The 18,472-nt window shown below is 41.9% G+C and carries 13 protein-coding genes and 1 pseudogene; 4 read left to right on the forward strand and 10 right to left on the reverse strand.

Going from position 1 to position 18,472, the window contains the following annotated elements; genetic code table 11:
• Window positions 1-2: 2 nt before the first annotated feature.
• A pseudogene (locus BLR53_RS20165) lies at window positions 3-899 on the reverse strand (TraB/GumN family protein).
• A 197-nt stretch (window positions 900-1,096) separates the two neighbouring features.
• Between BLR53_RS20165 and BLR53_RS10950 the strand changes: the two are divergent.
• Together BLR53_RS10950 and BLR53_RS10955 are read left to right on the forward strand one after the other, a co-directional pair.
• Window positions 1,097-1,510: an OsmC family protein gene (locus tag BLR53_RS10950; RefSeq protein ID WP_037442051.1), complete on the forward strand. Its 414-nt coding sequence runs from the start codon at window positions 1,097-1,099 to the stop codon at window positions 1,508-1,510.
• A 63-nt stretch (window positions 1,511-1,573) separates the two neighbouring features.
• Window positions 1,574-2,554 carry an alpha/beta hydrolase gene (locus tag BLR53_RS10955; protein WP_074589615.1) on the forward strand — a complete coding sequence of 327 codons (981 nt, stop codon included), beginning with the start codon at window positions 1,574-1,576 and terminating at the stop codon, window positions 2,552-2,554.
• A 37-nt stretch (window positions 2,555-2,591) separates the two neighbouring features.
• On the opposite strand, the gene BLR53_RS19690 is transcribed toward BLR53_RS10955, so the two are convergent.
• From BLR53_RS19690 to BLR53_RS19945, 4 genes are all read right to left on the reverse strand, one after another.
• Window positions 2,592-4,298: an ATP-binding protein gene (locus BLR53_RS19690; RefSeq protein WP_083332056.1), complete on the reverse strand. Its 1,707-nt coding sequence runs from the start codon at window positions 4,296-4,298 to the stop codon at window positions 2,592-2,594.
• Window positions 4,299-4,492: 194 nt separating this feature from the next.
• Window positions 4,493-6,910, reverse strand: a complete 2,418-nt coding sequence (locus BLR53_RS10970; protein ID WP_074589617.1) for a S9 family peptidase — start codon at window positions 6,908-6,910, stop codon at window positions 4,493-4,495.
• Between the two features lie 141 nt (window positions 6,911-7,051).
• On the reverse strand, window positions 7,052-7,462 hold the full coding sequence (locus BLR53_RS10975) for a GreA/GreB family elongation factor (protein WP_074589619.1): 411 nt from the start codon (window positions 7,460-7,462) through the stop codon (window positions 7,052-7,054).
• A gap of 279 nt (window positions 7,463-7,741) precedes the next feature.
• Complete coding sequence (locus tag BLR53_RS19945) at window positions 7,742-7,891, reverse strand: hypothetical protein (RefSeq protein WP_157282874.1); 150 nt, start codon at window positions 7,889-7,891, stop codon at window positions 7,742-7,744.
• 189 nt (window positions 7,892-8,080) lie between these two features.
• On the opposite strand from BLR53_RS19945, the gene BLR53_RS10980 reads away from it, so the two are divergent.
• Window positions 8,081-9,436: an ATP-binding protein gene (locus BLR53_RS10980; RefSeq protein WP_074589623.1), complete on the forward strand. Its 1,356-nt coding sequence runs from the start codon at window positions 8,081-8,083 to the stop codon at window positions 9,434-9,436.
• Between the two features lie 66 nt (window positions 9,437-9,502).
• Here the strand turns inward: BLR53_RS10980 and BLR53_RS10985 are convergent, their stop codons facing one another.
• The 5 genes from BLR53_RS10985 to BLR53_RS11005 all read right to left on the reverse strand — a co-directional run bounded on the left by BLR53_RS10985 (window position 9,503) and on the right by BLR53_RS11005 (window position 16,445).
• Window positions 9,503-10,930: a SusD/RagB family nutrient-binding outer membrane lipoprotein gene (locus BLR53_RS10985; protein WP_074589812.1), complete on the reverse strand. Its 1,428-nt coding sequence runs from the start codon at window positions 10,928-10,930 to the stop codon at window positions 9,503-9,505.
• A 44-nt stretch (window positions 10,931-10,974) separates the two neighbouring features.
• Window positions 10,975-14,163 carry a SusC/RagA family TonB-linked outer membrane protein gene (locus tag BLR53_RS10990; RefSeq protein ID WP_074589625.1) on the reverse strand — a complete coding sequence of 1,063 codons (3,189 nt, stop codon included), beginning with the start codon at window positions 14,161-14,163 and terminating at the stop codon, window positions 10,975-10,977.
• Between the two features lie 30 nt (window positions 14,164-14,193).
• Window positions 14,194-15,429 (reverse strand): C40 family peptidase, encoded by a 1,236-nt coding sequence (locus BLR53_RS10995; protein WP_074589629.1) that lies wholly within the window; start codon window positions 15,427-15,429, stop codon window positions 14,194-14,196.
• 410 nt (window positions 15,430-15,839) lie between these two features.
• Complete coding sequence (locus BLR53_RS11000) at window positions 15,840-16,136, reverse strand: rhodanese-like domain-containing protein (protein WP_037441849.1); 297 nt, start codon at window positions 16,134-16,136, stop codon at window positions 15,840-15,842.
• Window positions 16,137-16,145: 9 nt separating this feature from the next.
• Entirely contained in the window at window positions 16,146-16,445 is a 300-nt protein-coding gene (locus BLR53_RS11005; RefSeq protein ID WP_234797553.1) for a hypothetical protein, read from the reverse strand.
• A 164-nt stretch (window positions 16,446-16,609) separates the two neighbouring features.
• Here BLR53_RS11005 and BLR53_RS11010 point away from each other — a divergent pair, with 164 nt between their 5' ends.
• On the forward strand, window positions 16,610-18,385 hold the full coding sequence (locus BLR53_RS11010) for an aminopeptidase P family protein (RefSeq protein WP_074589633.1): 1,776 nt from the start codon (window positions 16,610-16,612) through the stop codon (window positions 18,383-18,385).
• Window positions 18,386-18,472: the final 87 nt, after the last annotated feature.

Consider the following 18,472-nt stretch of genomic DNA (forward strand, 5'->3'; position numbering starts at 1 on the left):
GTCTATTTAAATATAGGTTTAACCTGATATCCTTTAGCTCTTAACAAATGGATCATACCGTTTTCGCCAGGCAGATGTGCCGCGCCTACTGCAAAGAAGTTTGTTTCCTTTTCCATCATTTGCGGCATCCGCTCTGCCCAATTGTGATTACGTTCCGTCAACATATATTTCACGGCAGTCTCATCCATAAACTGTGGTGCTGTTATCGTATCATAGACCTGTTGCAATTCTCCCGCCTGATACTTCTTGCCCATTGCTGTTAACATGTTTGTAAGCCGGTCATAGTTTTTGAAATCTGCAATAGTACGCTCGTCCGAATACGCTTTTTTGAGATAGTCGAGTTGCTCGGTTACACGCTCGATCTGACCGGTTGCAATTTTATTGTCCGCAGCAATCTTCAGAAACTCGAATTCGAAGGATTTGCTCTCTTTACAGGGTGCTGCCTTAGCTAAAAGCAGACTTGAAACTGTTTGCAAGGTTAGCATATCAAAGTTCTTAAGCGGCGCGCCTGCTTTAAGCTGCACCAGGGAATCTACAGTCCGTTAATCGGCGGCACTCAAGGTCTGGCTTAGTGGTTTCTCGCCCATCATACCCTTCTGTAATTCTGCAAGCGTTTCTTTATTACTGAAGTCGAGCTCCATAACCAGCCTGTCGCTTGATTTGATTTTCTCTGCCACTACTGGTTTAATTTCAAAGTTCTCAGCGCAAATCAAATGAATAGTGCCGAAAAGGTAAGATGGCTTCTGTAATCCTTTACCGCTAATTTCCCAAAGCATAGCCTTCTCTTTAATAGGTTCCAGAGCTGCTTTATTTTTAGTCTGTGCTTGTGCAGGGCCGTTTACTAAAGATAAACCAATTAGTGCGATGCCTGCTGCGAATATTTTGAATGTCTTTTTCATGTTCTGTTTTTATTTTAGGTTGGTTTACTCTCGGGCCCTGAAAGATTTTTTATACTCAATAAGTAGCTCATCTCTAACTTTCGTTACAGCACATTGAAAATATTTACATGTTTTTAGAAAAAAGCAGGAAACGACGTTTATCTGCGAACCTTACGACCCTACCTTTGTTTTATAAAAAACATTTAAAATTTAAAGGAATGAAACGTAAAGCAAACGCCGTCTGGAATGGCACCATTAAAGAAGGAAACGGACATCTGACAACAGCAAGCACCGTCTTAAATCAAACTCCATATTCATTTAACAGCCGCTTTGCAGAAGGCACCGGTACTAACCCGGAAGAACTGCTGGCTGCCGCCCATGCCGGTTGTTTTACTATGAAATTAAGTCTGGATCTTACCACGGCGGGTTATGTACCTGATGAATTAAAAACAGAATCTACCGTTACCCTGCTGGATGGAAAAATTACCCAGTCTTTATTGGTCCTTGAGGCCAAAGTTCCCGGAATAACAGAAGAAGAATTCCAGAAAATTGCTAAACAAGCTGAAGAAACATGTCCGGTTAGCCAGGCTTTCAGCTTTGAGATTGTTCTGCAGGCTACTCTTATTCAATAATCCACGGATTCAATAAAGCGGACAGACCAATCATTTAATATTTCATTGATAAAAAACAGTTTTATGGCACAGGAAAGAAAGTTTAAGGCAGAAGAGGATCCACAGATCTTTGCTGAGGTAAGGTCCTTTTTAAAAGGTCTTAATTCTGCCGGCGGTAAGCCTATGGAGGAATTAAGTCCGGCAGATGCCCGGCAAGTCCTGGTTGGCGCGCAAAAATCGGTACGATTCGATTATTCGGACATCGTGGAATCGGAACGCACAATCTCTCAAGGTGGATATGACGTGAAAATTCATATTACCAAACCAGAAGATGTAGCCGAAAATGCCCCGGTGTTTGTCTTTATTCATGGTGGCGGCTGGGTGCTCGGAGATTATGATACCCATCGAAGACTGGTACGTGATCTGGTCGTTCAAAGTGGTGCAGTAGCTGTTTTCCCAGACTATACGCCCTCGCCTGAGGCGCAATATCCAACTGCCATTAATGAAATCTATGCAACAGTTGAATGGTTGGCAGAAAATGGTAAAGAAATAGGTGTAGACGGCAAAAATATGGCTATCGCAGGAAATAGTGTCGGTGGAAATATGGCTACTGTCGTCGCCTTAATGGCTAAAGATAAAAAGGGTCCGGAGATTAAATTGCAGGTATTATTATGGCCGGTTACCGATGCAGATTTTGATACCGATTCTTATCATACTTACGCAGAAGGAAGATTCCTGACCAGAAATATGATGAAATGGTTCTGGGATAACTACCTGCCGGATACGGCAAAAAGAAATGAGATTTATGCCGCTCCGCTCAAAGCTGATACTGAAAGGCTAAAAGGTTTACCTCCTGCTCTGGTTCAGACCGCAGAAAATGATGTTTTAAGAGATGAGGGTGAAGCTTATGCCAGAAAACTGGATGAGGCAGGAGTTCCTGTAACGCTAACCAGATATGGTGGCCTGATCCATGATTACGGCCTATTAAATCCAATCGCCGGAGTGCCTGCTATACAAACTTCAGTTTTGCAGGCCGCAGCAGTAATTAAATCAGCACTGAAATAATTAAAATTATGGGTTGATCTGCGGGTCGGCCCATTGTTTAACTTCCTGAAACCGGCAACTTGAAGAAAAATGTGGTGCCTTCTCCGGGCTTGCTCTCCACCCAGATCTGACCATGATGGCGCTGAATAATTTCCTTACTCAGATAAAGTCCGATACCAAAACCAGATATATGCTGGGTATATAGATTATCGACACGGAAAAAACGGTCGAAGATCTTCGGTATGTCTTCTGGTTGAATTCCTATTCCATGGTCTTTTACACTCACTTGAATATGCTCGCCGACCTGTCTGCAACCCACATTCACTACCCCGCTTAAGGGTGCATATTTGATAGTATTGGTCATAAAATTATAGATAACCTGACCAATTTTATCTCTGTCTGCTCTTACCAGCATGATTCCTTCAGACGTTTCTGGAATGAAGTCATGTGTTGTACTGCTGCTACTTTTCACGTCTTCGATAGTATCAGAAACTAACTGGCAAATATCAAACTCTTTAATATTAAGCTTAATCTTGCCTGTTTCCAGACCAGAGAGATTAAGAAAACCATTAATTAGCGTCTGCATTTTAATAACCTGCTTCTCGACCTTACTTAGTGTATTACTGCTAAACTCATCTTCTTTTTTCACAGCTTTCTGATGCAGCATTTGGATATACCCTTTAAGTGATGTTAAAGGTGTTTTCAACTCATGGCTCACCATACCGATGAAATCATTCTTCCTGATCTCATCTTGTTTCTGCTCTGTGATATCGATAGTCACACCGGAAAAATGCCGGACCTGATGTTTAGGGTTATCATATAATCTGCCAACAGCAAGCAGCCATTTAATTTTCTGATCATTAAATCCGATGATTGGATATTCTACCCGGTACGGCGCCCCTTTTTTAACTGATTCGTAAGCCAGTCGTTTGACATCTTCCTGATAAGCGGGGTCAATCTGATTAATAATATCCTGCTCGCTGATCTGGTATCCTGCATCAAATCCAAATAACTCATTCATTCTTGCCGAGGCTGTAAATACCCTGCTGTCCAAATCCATATGCCAGGTACCGATAGATGCAGTATCTAATGCTACACGCAGTAATTCTTCGGCTTTAAATCTTTCCTGGCTGGTATGCACGAGCTCTTCATTCATTGCGAAGAGTTCTTCGTTCGCAGTAATCAATTCTTCGTTGAGTTCCTGCTCTCGCTTACGGCCATGGCCCTGAAACTTAATTTCGCTTTGTTTCTGCTGAAGAATAGTTAATCTCGCTTCTGTTTCATTACTGACCAGCTGAGCCAGATCCTGAAGTACCGCAGCGTCATTATCGCTGAATGTTCTTTCTTTCTGATCGATAAGGCACAATGTTCCTAAAGCATAACCTGCGCCGTTTAATATGGGTACTCCCGCATAGAACCGCAGCTGAACCGGTCCGGTAACCAACGGAAGATCTTTGATAAATGGTTCTGATAAGGGCTGTGTAAATACAGTGGGATCCTGACGCAAAATGGACAGTGCACAAATGCTTTCTGCACGCGGAACAGACTTTACTCCGGGCAGACCAACATTCGCTTTAAAAAACACCTCTTCTTTGTTAATAAAGGTAATCAGCACGATGGGAACCTGAAATATTTTAGCCGCAAGACCTGCGATGTGATCAAATGATGGTTCCGCTGCCGTATTGAAGATCTGATATTTCTCCAAACTTTCAACACGTTGACTATCATTGTCCGGGATAATACTCATCCCCAAATTATTATTCATTTATATTGTTTTGCATCTGCAACAGCAACAGCAATTTATGAACCAATTATAAAGCAGTGCTTTTAATTTGACAATTCCGGGTTCTCAATCTCTGGTTCAGCGCATTTCCCGCAGAGTTTCGGAGATAAAAAAAGAGGATGCCTTTTTTAGGCATCCTCTTTTCCACATGTTATTAACATCATGTTAATAACGTCTTACTTCCTGTTTTTCACATATTTCTCTAACCAATTATCCTGCTCATAGAAGGTATGCAATATAGATTCACGGCTCCTGTAACCGTGGAATTCTTTAGGTAAAAGCACCAGGCGTACTGTACCTCCATGGCCTTTGATCGCGCTATATAAGCGTTCACTCTGAATTGGAAACGTACCTGAATTCTCGTCATCAATACCATGTGTTAGCAGAATCGGAGTTTTGATCTTATTCGCATAATTAAATGGTGACATTTTATTATACACATCTTCTGCCTCCCAGAATGTTCTGGACTCACCCTGGAAACCAAAAGGCGTAAGGGTTCTGTTATAAGCTCCGCTTCTTGCAATTCCTGCTGCAAACAGATCTGTATGCGCCAACAAATTAGCTGTCATGAAAGCACCGTAAGAGTGTCCTCCTACACCAATTCTCTTCCTGTCTACAACACCCAGGTCATCGGATACGTAATTAATGAGCGCTACTGCATTGGCTTCTATCTGATCAAGGAAAGTATCATTTGGTTCTTCTTTACCTTCGCCCACAATAGGCATGTCTGCCTGGTCTAAGACAGCATAACCACGGGTTACCCAGAATACCGGAGAGCGGAAAGCCAGCCTTGTAAAGCGATACGGCGACCCTTTAACCTGTCCTGCTGCTGCCAGTGATTTGAACTCTCTTGGATAAGCCCAAACCAGTGCTGGTAATGGCCCGTCTGATTTCTTATATCCTTTTGGTAAATAAAGGGTTGCAGATAACTTTACACCGTCTTTACGTGGATAAGACAGCAGTGATTTCTGTACGCCTTGTAAAGATGGATAGGGGTCTGCGAATTGGGTTAATGCAGTTTCTTTTTTGCTTTTCAGGTCTGAAACCAGGTAGTTTGGTGCTTGTTCTGCAGATTCTCTGGAGAAATATAAATACCCTGTGGCATGGTTATAATATACCGGCTCTTCGTAATAAGGAGCTTTAGATTTGAATAAGGTATCTTGTTTGTTATTAAGCAGGTTCCAGCGCATTAAAAATGGACGGTCTCCCTGTGGTGAAGCGCCGCCTCCAATGGTGTAGACCACAGGATTTGCTTTATCCAGTAAAAGGGTTCCGCTTCTGCTGATAATTCCTTTGCTGGAAACAAAATCTCCCGGATCTGTATAAGTATCTTCTGAAGACCGCTGCGCAATGACTTTTACAGTTTTACCGGTTTCGGGATTAATAAGACTCATTTTTACAGTACGATCTTTTCTCCAGTTTTCTTTGAGGATAGCATACTGCTGATTTCCCCAGCTAATACCGCCATAACGCAGGTTTAGTTTGATCAGTTCTTTTGGCGCTTCCGTAAATGGTGCCTTAAGCGTGAACAGTGCATCTCGTACTTCTGTTTTTACCGCAGGGTCTCCTTTATCCTGAGCTTCTGCCCAGACTACAGTTGACGGCACATCTTTTCGCCACTCAAATGATCTTGGTCCGGTAGCTACCGCATCGAAGCCAGAGGGTAATTTCTCTGCTAATGGAGCATCGTACAATACTTTAACTGCTTTAGTATCCAGATTCAGAATACTCGCCTGATAAGGAAAGTAATATACAGGCACCAGGTACGAGTATGGTTTTTGTACAACCTCACTCAGCAGGTATTTTCCATCAGGAGAATAAGATGCCGAACGGTAAATTGCCGGCTCACCAATAAACTTTACGCCACCATCCAGGTTTACCTGAACTAATTGCGAACGGAGATAATATTCCATCAGCTCCTGATCGTAATTATTCTGAAGCAGGTTCTGATAGGTTCTCGAAGGTGTTACCACACCCAGGTTCTCCTGAACCACCGGCCCTGTTGGTACAATCGGCTGTACCGGCGCAGCTCCGCGGGAAGGGATAAACTGGGCTAATATAGACTTGCTGTCCGGGCTCCACTGTAAAGTAGTTCCGAAAGCATCATTCAAATGATCGCTGGTTAATCTTGTTGCAGCCATAGACTGCAGGTTTACAAACCAAAGTTCTACGCCTTTAAGCGTATTGTTACTGAATGCAAAATGCTGACCGTCTGGACTCCAGCTGATATTAGTTAAACGTAATTCTTTTGGTAATCCACTGATCTGCTGATCTTTTTTACTAATTAGGTTCTTAACGGTTATTCCATTGAAAACGCCCGAAAGCTCACCCTCTGTGGAGTTATTCGCGGGGTTTATTCTTAGTCCTGCCAGGCCAATAACGGGTTGTGCAACCTGTTCGATAGAGGCATAACCGGGAGTCTGCAAAATAAGCATGAGCTTACCGTCCGGACTGAATTGGACCGATGGACTCGTGGCTGCGTCTACCAGGTCTACAATACTTTTTGGTGGAAGCTGATAGCTTAAATTTTCTTGTGCATAACCGGTGACTGTCAGTCCCGTAGCCAGGCAAATACTGAGAAGAAAGGTCTTCATTTTCGATAAGTTTGGTTTGTTCGCCTAAATTACCTTTTTATGAAGGAACAGGGTTCAACAATTTAGTTACACGAATGCAAAAAGGCCCCCTTTTTTATGGAAAAGGGGGCCTAAAGTTTTATAATTGGAATTCTTCTGCGTTTAAGCGGTCTGACCGAAAGGCTCTACCTTCTCTATCCGGTATACTTTCAGGCCTTCGGGCATTTCCCACTGGATTTCAGCACCTTCCTGATAACCCAGCATGGCTACACCTATCGGGGAAAGAATTGAAATTGTATTATGTTTTCTTTTCGCTTTAGCAGGCGCCACCAGATGGTGAACATGAATACTTCCGGTTGATACTTCTTTTACGGTAACCTTAGTATCTACAGTTACTGTTCCTGCCGGGATTGCTTTGCGCAATACCTGCTCCGCGGAACGTAGTTCCAGTTCCAGCTTATCTTCATTGTACTTGCTCAGTTTTCTTCTTCTCAGGTGATCTTTCAGCAGATCAAAAATTCCACGTGATAAAATGATTGGTGTTTCTGTAATTTTAACGGCTGTTGTTTGCATAATTTTAAAGATTTAGAGCTGCCCTGCGGCCTGCTCCGGGTTTATAATTAAATTGAATTTTTAATCGTAAGCCTCTGGTCTTCTTTTAATTCTGCTTTTTTATATATAGTAAACTCCATTGCGGTTTCTCCAGCATGAATGCGGTTATTGAAAATAGAAATGTGATAATTAACAGCATAGGGTTACATGCCCTGTTGAGGGCATGCCGCAAATATTTCTTCATAAATAGATAGCTTCTTTAAGACCAGAAGGTGTACCCCATACCGCAAAGGATGGGGTTTAAGAAATAAAGTCTTTGCTGCTTTTCAGAAAGGAGTCGCCCAGTTTATACTGCTGCGATAAAAAACGGTGATACATCGCTTCAGCTGCCAGCATTTGATTGGCAAACTGAGCAAAAAATATATCATATGTCCGTTTTGTTGGATTCATTGATACAAAGGTAAGGTATTAACGGAGAATACCTTACTATTTCAGAAATACTCATCTTAAAGAACGTATGAATCAATACAAACGAGCTTGTATTATTACAATAACAGCCCTAAACTGACTTTGTTTTGTTACAAAATTAACGTAAATTTGGTTTTGTTTTGTTACATACATTAGAACTTTAATCGTACTATGTCATTTAAAAGGAATATTGAAACTTACCTAAACAACTGGAAACTAAGTGATAATAGAAAACCTCTTATTATACGAGGAGCCCGTCAGGTCGGAAAAACGACATTAATAAGAAGTTTCGCAAAAACTTACAGACATGCTATTATACTTAACCTTGAAAAGGTTAATGACCGCCGTTATTTTGAGAACTTTGACGATGTTCAAACAATTTTAGAAGCCCTGCTTTTAGCTACCAATATTCCCTCATCCGATATTGCAGATACACTTTTATTCATCGATGAAATACAGGAAAGTCCAAAAGCAATTCAGGTATTAAGATACTTCTATGAAGAAGTGCCCGGACTTCATGTAATTAGCGCGGGTTCACTTTTAGAGTTTGCGATGAGAAGGGTAAATAGCTTTCCGGTAGGCAGAGTAGAATTTCTATACCTATACCCGCTAAATTTTCAGGAATATTTAGAAGCTACAGGCAAACAAGAGTTGCTGAAATATCTGAATTCTGTTCCGGTAAAACCAGTCGCCCATCAATTATTAATGGATGCCTTTCATCGTTATGCAATCATCGGCGGAATGCCAGAGGTAATAAAAAGAGACGTTCAACATCAGAATCTTTCAGATTTACCAAGGACATATGAAAGTATTTGGGCTACTTATAAAAATGATGTGGAGAAATATACTTCTAACGACACAGAAAGGAAGATTATTAAGCATGTAATGGATACCGCTCCGTTATATCTCGATGAACGCATTAAGTTTCAGGGCTTCGGTAACTCCAATTACCGATCACGCGAAGCAGGAGAAGCATTCAGGACACTGGAGGATGCAAAAATTATACGTTTGATTTACCCTACAACAGACATGGTTCCACCTCTTAAAACTGATCTGAAGAAATCACCGCGTTTACAATTTTTAGATACAGGCCTAGTCAACTATTCGCTTGGTATACAACTGGAAATGTTGGCGATGAATGATTTGAATAGTGCTTATAAAGGTGCCGTTATACCGCATTTAGTAACACAGGAACTTATATCAATCCAAAGCATTTCAGCACATAAACCTAATTTTTGGGTAAGAGAAAAATCTCAATCAAATGCAGAGGTTGATTTACTTTATAGTCATCAAAATATGATTATACCCATAGAAATAAAATCAGGAAGTACCGGGAGTCTGAAATCACTTCACCAGTTCATTAATGCTTCAGACCATCATTATGCTGTCCGTATGTATGGAGGTAGTTTTAATATTGAAAAAGCAGTTACACCAGGTAAGAAACCCTATATACTGATGAATTTACCTTACTATGCGGCTACCTGCCTGCCTGCGTACATTGCATGGTTCGTTCAGCAGGAACTTTAAATATTTTTAAACAAAAAAGCGCCTGAAAAATGATTTCAGGCGCTTTTTTGCTTTGCAGATCCGGCTTTATTTATTTGGGTTATCCCACCATACTCTCGCATCGAGGTTGTCCGATCCTCCATAAGGGAAGGAACTTACAGCCTGGTTATAATTATTGGTATTATTCAAACGTTCCTGAGTCGGGTAACCCTCTCTCCTGGGAATCTGCTTGTTATTATTATTCGGTGCCGGTGCTAATACAGGAAAGCCGGTTCTGCGCCATTCAGACCAGGATTCATACCCATTTAAAAAGAGATGCACCCAGCGTTGGGTTGCAATCTTACGGGTTCCTTCCGCTGCGGTATAAGCAACTTCCGGCTGCGTAAGGAAGTTATCAAGTCCGGTGACATCATTATTATTCCACTGTCTGACGGACGCTTCAATAGCTTGTTTATAGTTAGTTTCTGCAGCAGCATCTCCTCCCGGAATCCAGCCGGCTTTAGCAGCTTCTGCTTTCGCAAACAGCGCCTGTGCGTAAGTAACCAGATAAACGGGCGAAGTCTGCTTACGAAGATTGGAACCCAGCAGCGAATATTCTTCTACCTTTACCGCGTCACTTAAGCCATAAGCCAGGCCTACGTAATTCCCTTTCGCATTTTTATCTGCATAAGTGGCCAGACGCGGGTCGGCGGTGCCTTGCATCAGATCTACCAGCGGTTTACTAAGTGCATACCAGTTTCTCCCCTGACGGGTATAAGAAGTATACCAGTAGTTCTCATTAGTTTCTTCTGCCAGGTGCTTATAAACGAAATTGGCAGCATTATTATCTATAATTCCTGCATTCAATGCTTTATTAAATTCCGTTTTTGCCTTATTTTCATTCACCTTGGACAGGCGTAAAGCCATCAGCAAGTGAATCGTATTGGCAAACTTTTTCCAGCTTAAAGATGCTCCGCCATAAACGATATCATTTTTAATAGCACCTGTTGAATTGGTTAAAGTCGCATTTGCTTCGTCCAGCAGCAGGAACAGATTATCATAGATCTGTTCTTGTTTATCGTAGGCCGGATTTAAATTCTCACTGCCTTTCAGCGCCTGAGAATAAGGCAAATCTCCCCAACGATCCGTCAGATGCCAGAAGAAATACGCTTTCAGGATCTTAGCTACAGCGACCTGGTTCTCTACCGGGCCTTCATTTCCGTCGAGCGTCTTGGAATTAATTACACTTTCCAGGTTCATCAGCGGGCCGTAATACAAGGAATAGAAATTAAAATTAACAGTTGTATAACGGGCATCATCAATATAGGTGGTATTGGCTAAGTACTGAGGATACAAACTGCCATATGCATTATTTGCAATTCCGGGCAGATACATTTCTGAATTTGCAATGAGCTGCGTACCGGATACTTTTGCGGGTTTATTGGGGTTTGTATTGATGTCATCATCAAATTTGGTACATCCGGTAAAGCATACACCGGCTGCCAGTATGAGTATGTATTTATTAATTTTTCTCATGTGTCTTTCTTTTATGCATTCAGGTCGGACCTGCATGCCGTCAATTAAAATGTCAGGTTCAGGTTTACGCCGTAAGAACGAACTGTTGGTAATTGGCCTTTTTCTATCCAGCTGATAGAAGCTGCACCGGCAGAGAGATCTGAAGGATCCAGTCCTTTTGGTGCTTTCTGCCAGATCATCCATGGATTTCTAGCCATCAGCGCAATTCTTACTGCTTTGAACGGTAATTTCGTCAGCATTTTCTGATTCAGGTTATAAGCAATACTTACTTCCCGAAGTTTAATGTAGGAGGCATCCATAAGCCACTCTTCATAAACCTGTGTACCGAGTGTATTCCGGTAATAGTTCTTGGCATCGACATAGGCTGTTACTTCCTGCCCTGTTGCCTTAGAGATACCATTTACCTTTACACCCCCGCCTTCTGCAAGCGGATCACGTACATTTTTACCCTGATCATTTAATGCTGCTGTCTCTGGTGCCTGACCTGATTTTACAGTGAGCATCTTACTCCAGCTAAAGAATTTACCCCCGGACTGGAAGTCAATCATTGCACCGACATCAAACCTGCCGATATGAAAAGTATTGGAGAAACCACCAGTGAATTTAGGTAATACGCTTCCAAAGTCATGGTTGGCTTCATAAAGCGGCAGATTATTAGCATCCAGCAGTATTTTACCCGTAGCTGCATCACGCTGATAAGCCTGACCAACCAGGTTACCAAATGGCTGCCCGGTGGTGGCATTCAGGTATACGTTTACTTTTGAATAGACGTTTGCATCCAGTTGATAGATATCGATTCCCGGATATAACTCTTTAATCATACTCTTATTACGGCTAAAGTTAACTGCGACATCCCAGCTAAAACCAGAAGAAACAACCGGTTTTCCATTTAAGGCAATCTCAATACCTCTATTTTCAATCTTTCCGGCATTAATTACTGAAGATTCATACCCACTCGCCCCTGACACTTTAAGCGGAATAATCTGATCTGTATTCTGCTGTTTATACCAGGTAAGTTCTATGCCCACACGGTTCTTAAGGAATCTCAAATCGATCCCTGTTTCTACAGAATGTGAGAATGAGGGCTTAATCTGTGGATTATTCAGCTGATCGGGAATATACTGTGTATTGGTGTTGGAGGTTTCTGTTTTATAGGTATTACCCGTCTCATAAAAGAATGCAGTCTGATAAGGAGAAAGATCAGACCCTGCAATTGCATAACCTGCTCTGATTTTACCATAACTTAAAGGTGCCCATTTAACTAGCTCACTGAACACAAAACTTCCGCTCACGGATGGATACCAGTAGGAATTATTGTCTTTTGGCAGTGCTGATGAAACATCATTACGGATAGTCGCATCCAGGAAGTAAGTGTCTTTATAGCCAACTGATCCTGTTGCATATACACTCCTTACTTCTTTTCTTCTTTGATAAGATACGGTCTCCGGTCGGTCTATAGAAGCTTCTATATTATAAAAACCAGGGCTGGACAGGCCGCCTCTGGTGGCTTGTCTGAGGTAAGTATATTTTTGGGTCAGAATGTTTGCACCTACATTTGCACTTACAGAAAGGTCATTCCAGCTTTTGGTATACTGACCTAAGAATTCGTAGTTATTCTCTGTATTCTGATATTTACCGGCTGTATATCCTTCGGTCTCAAACCCGCCTAAGGCTCTTTTACTGGTAATATTCTGCGTAAACATATCTGAACGGATAAATCCGCTTAATTTTAACTCTGGTATAACCTGATAAGTGGCGTTGATATCTCCGAAGAAACGGTCACGGTTATCGTTATTCAGGTTTTCATAAAGATCAAAGAACGGATTATTCCAGTCACTCGGTTTGTTGTTGGCGATTAATCCGGTAGTCGTATTAGGATTTACATTCCAGTTTTTGATCGTTCCGTCTGCGTATTTATAGTTTTTGAGTTCGTTCATATCTATATTCCGCTGGAACCACTGTACAGCACCTGTCCCTGAACCCTGATAACCTTCTGCAGGGCGCTGTCCATTATTATTCGCATAATTCAGGTTAGCACCAACGCTCAGTTTCGGAGTAAGATCCAGTGATCCGTTTACACCGAGGTTATTTCTTTTTAACCAGGTATTTGGCAGTACTCCTTGTGTATAAGCATTATTATAACTGAAGCGCAGAGCGGCATTTTCATTTCCTCCGGCTACCGAAATATTATTATTGAAAGTGTATCCGGTCTGGTATAGATCTTTAATGTTGTTTGGCTGAGGTACAAATGGAGTCTGCTGTCCGAAACGTTCATCCTGCGGATAGAAACTATAATACATTCTTACCGGTGTGCCATCCATTTTTGGTCCCCAGCTTTCGTCATTCCCATTTACATATTTCTGTCCGTTAGCCAGCGTCAGGAAGGTCTGGTTATTTCCCACACCATAGGTGTTTTGTAATGGCATAAAATTACCGGTCTTATCTATCGTAAATGCAGAACTGAACTGTACGTCTGTTTTTTTAGGACCTTTTTTCCCTTTTTTAGTCGTAATCAGAATTACACCATATTGGCCTCTTAAACCATATAGTGCAGAAGCGGCCGGTCCTTTCAGGACATTCACAGATTCTATATCTTCTGAATTGATATCCTGCGCCAGGTTCCCATAATCGGCACCGTTAGAGGTAGTATTAGAGAAATTGGTATTAGAAATAGGCGTTCCATCGACTACCATCAGGGGCTGATCGTTCCCTGAAAGGGAGTTGGCTCCACGAATCTTAATCTTCTGCGTACCACCCATACTAGCACCGGATGACCCGGTAACCTGTACACCTGCAACTTTACCCGCCAGTGAACCTAATACATTCTGTTGTTTGGCTATAGTAAGATCTTCTCCTTTTACACTTTGAGTGGCATATCCGAGTGACTTTTCGGAACGTTTAATTCCCATCGCCGTAACGACAATTTCTGAGAGATTCTGGTCATCTGATTTCAACGCTATATTTACGGTATTACCCGAACCAACTGCCACTTCCTGCAACTGGAATCCGATAGAACGGAAAACAAGAACGGCTCCAGTGCCGGCCTTAATCGCATATTCTCCCTGTGAATTGGAAGAGGTTCCATTGCTGGTTCCTTTAACTGTAATGCTAACTCCGGGAAGTGGTTGTCCGTCTTCTGAGGAAGTGATTTTACCCCGGATGTCTTTCTCCTGCGCCCGTAAAAGACCGGCGCAACAAAAGAATAGAATGAGTAGAGTAATGGTTTTTTTCATAAGTTTTGGTTTAGGTTGTTTTGGTTTATTTTATTTTTTGCCGGTATTCTGGTAAAAAGGGTTGTCTTCTACCCGGCTGACCTGTGCACTGCCGACTGCGGTTAACATTCTTCTTGCACTCACCAGTGTGCGGGACTGAAAATCTGCATAATCAGCAGCCGATGGGATCATACTGTTGATTCTAACTAAGCCTGCCGCCTGAATAAATACGCCTTCTCCGATATAAATGGCTGTATGTGTAATCCGGGGATTCACCACTCTTCCTTTGGACGATGCAAAAAAGAGTAAATCTCCAGCTTTGAGATTCTGGAGACTCTTCTGCAGATTTACGGTGTCTGCTTCATAAATATCGACTGCTTCTCCTACCAGTGCCTGTTGTGATGCATCTCTCGGCAAAACAATTCCGTTTAGAAAATAGGCACTTTTGGTAAAACCGCTGCAGTCTACACCTTTAATGGAGGTACCACCCCAGAGATAGGGCACACCGACAAATAATTTAGCAGTTTCCAAAATCTGATCTGCAGTAGGATTAGGTCTGCGAAGCCATTTATTATAGTCTACAGCATCTTTGGTATGGATATATCCTGCTCTCCCATCTGGATAAAGGATATGATAATATTTACCTTTCTTTCCGGTTATACTCAGGATATTTCCTTTAACCAGATCTGATACGCGCAGCGATTTTTCATCCGGCTCTGTATAAGAGAACCCATTATCAGCAATGTAAACTATCTTTTTCTCTTGTTCCCACTCTTTGAAACGGGCGTCATCCATCAATGCAATAGATTCATTTTCCAGCCAGGAGATATAGTTATCCGGGGACCGGACCAGGGAATAGCCACGTTGCTTTTTAAGAATCTGCAGCGGTGTACCTAAAATAGTCTGTGTGACCATCTCCGCAGCATGATCTGGTGTTTTACGATTATTACCGACCGAGAGTTTAACTACGCCGCGTGTTACTGCACCTGGCTCTGCCAATGGCAACAGAGTTTGCTTTATAATGGTACGAAGGCCAGCCTGGTTATAAGCGGCCTGTAATGCTGTAGTAGCGCCGGCTATGGTAGTTTCAAGATTGATGGTTACGGGATTTGTTCCTTCGAGTTCGTATTGAAACACATCTGTACGTTTGTCGGGCACCAATAATTTACCGGTGTTTTCTGTAAGCTGCCGAACCTGAAAGTATTGCGTACTATCAGGAGATTGAAAAGCCAGCGCATTCAGACTTCCTCCCAGAAGGAGAACCATCAGGATATTGCTATATTTCATGTTTTTGGTTAGATAAAGGTTTTATGGTATACTAAATGTAATTTTTTTTCATCCATAATTCCGTGATGCAAATCAAAAAAATCGTTTTTAATAGAGAAATCACGTATTATTTTTGCTAAAAGGAACATTTTGCCTGCTTTCCAGGAAATACTCAGACCCAAAACCTGTATTTCCAAAGACACAACCACAAATCTTTGTTCTTTAACCTGCGCTAAGGTTAAAAACTGTTAAATCATTTCGAAAAAAATCTGAGTAAGACACCAATAGTTATCTTGTAATGATGGAAGCCAACATCATCTTAAAGGAATTATTCCTGATGTAATTGTAAATCTGACGATACAAGGCATAAGTTCCGGCCGGGACGAAATACTTGAGGCAGCTTTAAAGATGGCCGGGCATGAGTAAGCTTACTATAAAGATGGAAGACGAAGAATTCCGCCTTTTAAACTAAAGAAAGATTTATTCGGATAGGCTTCTTTCAAGATTTCCGCGGCAATTAAACTGCGTACCCCGGCATGACAGAATAAAATAACCTGATTCTGCAGCAGGAATGGGATGGACCGTTGCAATTCTGAAAGGGGAATTTTAACGAAAGGGAATCCTTTCGCTTCCGGCATTTCACCTGGCTCCCTTACGTCAATCACAAGATAAGAGGGATTATCCTTGATCAATAAAAAATCTGCTGGGCTGATTTCCGGGGCATCCATAACGTAAAACTACATCCGGTAACGTAAAGATACAGAGCGGCCTAAAGCCTGTGCCAGTTCGGGCTCAATTGCAAACTCGCCTTCTTCCTGCATCCATACTTTATTTGTATTCTTATGCAACGTAACAGTTTTTCCGTTTAATAATATTTTAAGCTCGGCCGTATCCTTTGTTATTCCGGCGCCATTTATAATCTCGTACACATAATCTGTGTCTTTGTACGTGATTCGCATTTTCAGTCCCATAATCTTCTTCTCGACCCCAAAGGTAATTAAAAAACCATTACTTTTCCTGAGTAGGGCAAACAACACTCAGGACCAGTAATGGCATAATTCATTGGGCGTAATATAACAGATCAGGGAGAAAAAACGAAATAAAATAGTAAGGAATTAAAAAACTCGCAGGAGCTATGTCTCGGAGGTGTCAATTAATTATTTAAATTTGGTCTTTTACATACATACCAGAACATTTGTATATGACATATCAGGAAAAATTAAGCGAAATACGTAAACAGATGAAGGCCGACCAGGTGGGCGCCTATATTATTCCTTCTGCCGATCCGCATATCAGTGAATACCTTCCCAAACATTATGAATGTATCCCCTATCTTTCTGGTTTTCACGGATCTGCCGGTACTTTGGTTATCACTGCCGATTTCGCAGGTTTATGGACAGATTTCCGCTATTTTGAACAGGCTACTGAACAACTTAGTGGTAGTGGATTTGAATTGGTTAAACAAAAAGTGCAACATGCGCCAGAATATATTCAATGGTTAAAGGATACATTACCTGCAGGTGCTACTGTAGCTGCAGATGAGAAATTATTATCTATTCTTCTGGGTGAATTAATAACTACAGAAATTGGTCTGGCCGACCTTCATTTGAGCCATAAAGACTATATCAGCCCGATCTGGCAGAACCGTCCTGAATTGCCTGTTGAACCGGCTTATTTAATCAGCGCGGAAGCAGCGGGAAAAACTGTGAAGGAGAAATTGACCGCAGTCCGCTTAGCAATGGAGCAGGCAGGCACCGATTTTCACCTGGTTTCTTCCCTTGATGATATGGCCTGGTTATTCAACATCCGTGGAAAAGATGTGAATTATAACCCGGTTGTACTGAGTTTTGCACTCATCAGCCAGGATCATGCGACTATATTTATCCAACCCGATAAATTGACAGAAGAGGATAAGATTGAGTTGCTGAAAAGTGGAACTGAGGTTCTCGCTTATACCGAAATTGAACGTTCTATCAGTCATATTCCTGCCGGAAGTAAAATCCTCCTTGATCCAAAAAGAAATTGCTATGCCTACCTCAAATTATTACCTGAGTCGGTTAAAATAAAACGCGCAACCAACCCGTCTACAGTATTAAAAGCGGTTAAAAATGAAACAGAAGTTCAGAATACACGTGAAGCCATGCGCAAAGATGGTATTGCAATCACGAGATTCCTGATCTGGCTGGAAGAAAACATTGGCAAAACGACGATCACGGAATTGTCGGCAGCGGCCAAACTCGGAGCATACCGTGCTGCTGACCCCGCCTATGCGGGCGATAGTTTTAACACAATCAGCGCCTATGCTGCTCATGCTGCATTACCGCATTACGGTGCTTCTGAAGAGAGCAATGTGCCCCTTTTAAACAAAGGTCTGTATCTGGTGGATTCAGGAGGCCAATATTTCTACGGTACGACTGATATTACACGCACGATACCTCTCGGCGAAACGACCGCAGAAGAGAAAAAAGATTATACGCTGGTACTGAAAGGTATGATCGAAGGCTGCAGATTGAAGTTTCCTGCAGGTACTAATGGATACCAGGTTGATGCTGTCTCAAGAAGACCGCTTTGGGAGCACGGAATCAACTATGGCCACGGAACAGGTCATGGTGTTGGATATTTCCTGAACGTGCATGAAGGTCCACAGGTTTTTAACCCTGCCGCAAATGCAGTAGCTGTAGAGCCAGGGATGATTACTTCTATTGAACCTGGTGTTTATCGTCCGGGCAGACACGGAATCAGAATTGAAAACCTGGTATATACCATCCCGGCTGAGAAGAATGAATTTAATGATTTCCTTGCATTTGAAACGTTAACTCTTGCCCCTATCCATACCGGAATATTACAAATGGAATTACTGGAAAAAGCACAGATAGAATGGTTAAACAGTTACCATGAGCTTGTTTATGAGAAACTAAGCCCGGGTCTAAACCCTGCCGAAGCAGCCTGGTTAAAAGAAGCAACCAAAGCTATTTAGCAAAAACAAAAAGAGAGGGATAACTGATGTGTCCCTCTCTTTTTGTTAAGTTACGATTTGACTCCTGCATGTAAGTTGAACAGGAGA

This window comes from Pedobacter antarcticus (genome assembly GCF_900103515.1).
Classification (GTDB): Bacteria; Bacteroidota; Bacteroidia; order Sphingobacteriales; family Sphingobacteriaceae; genus Pedobacter; species Pedobacter antarcticus.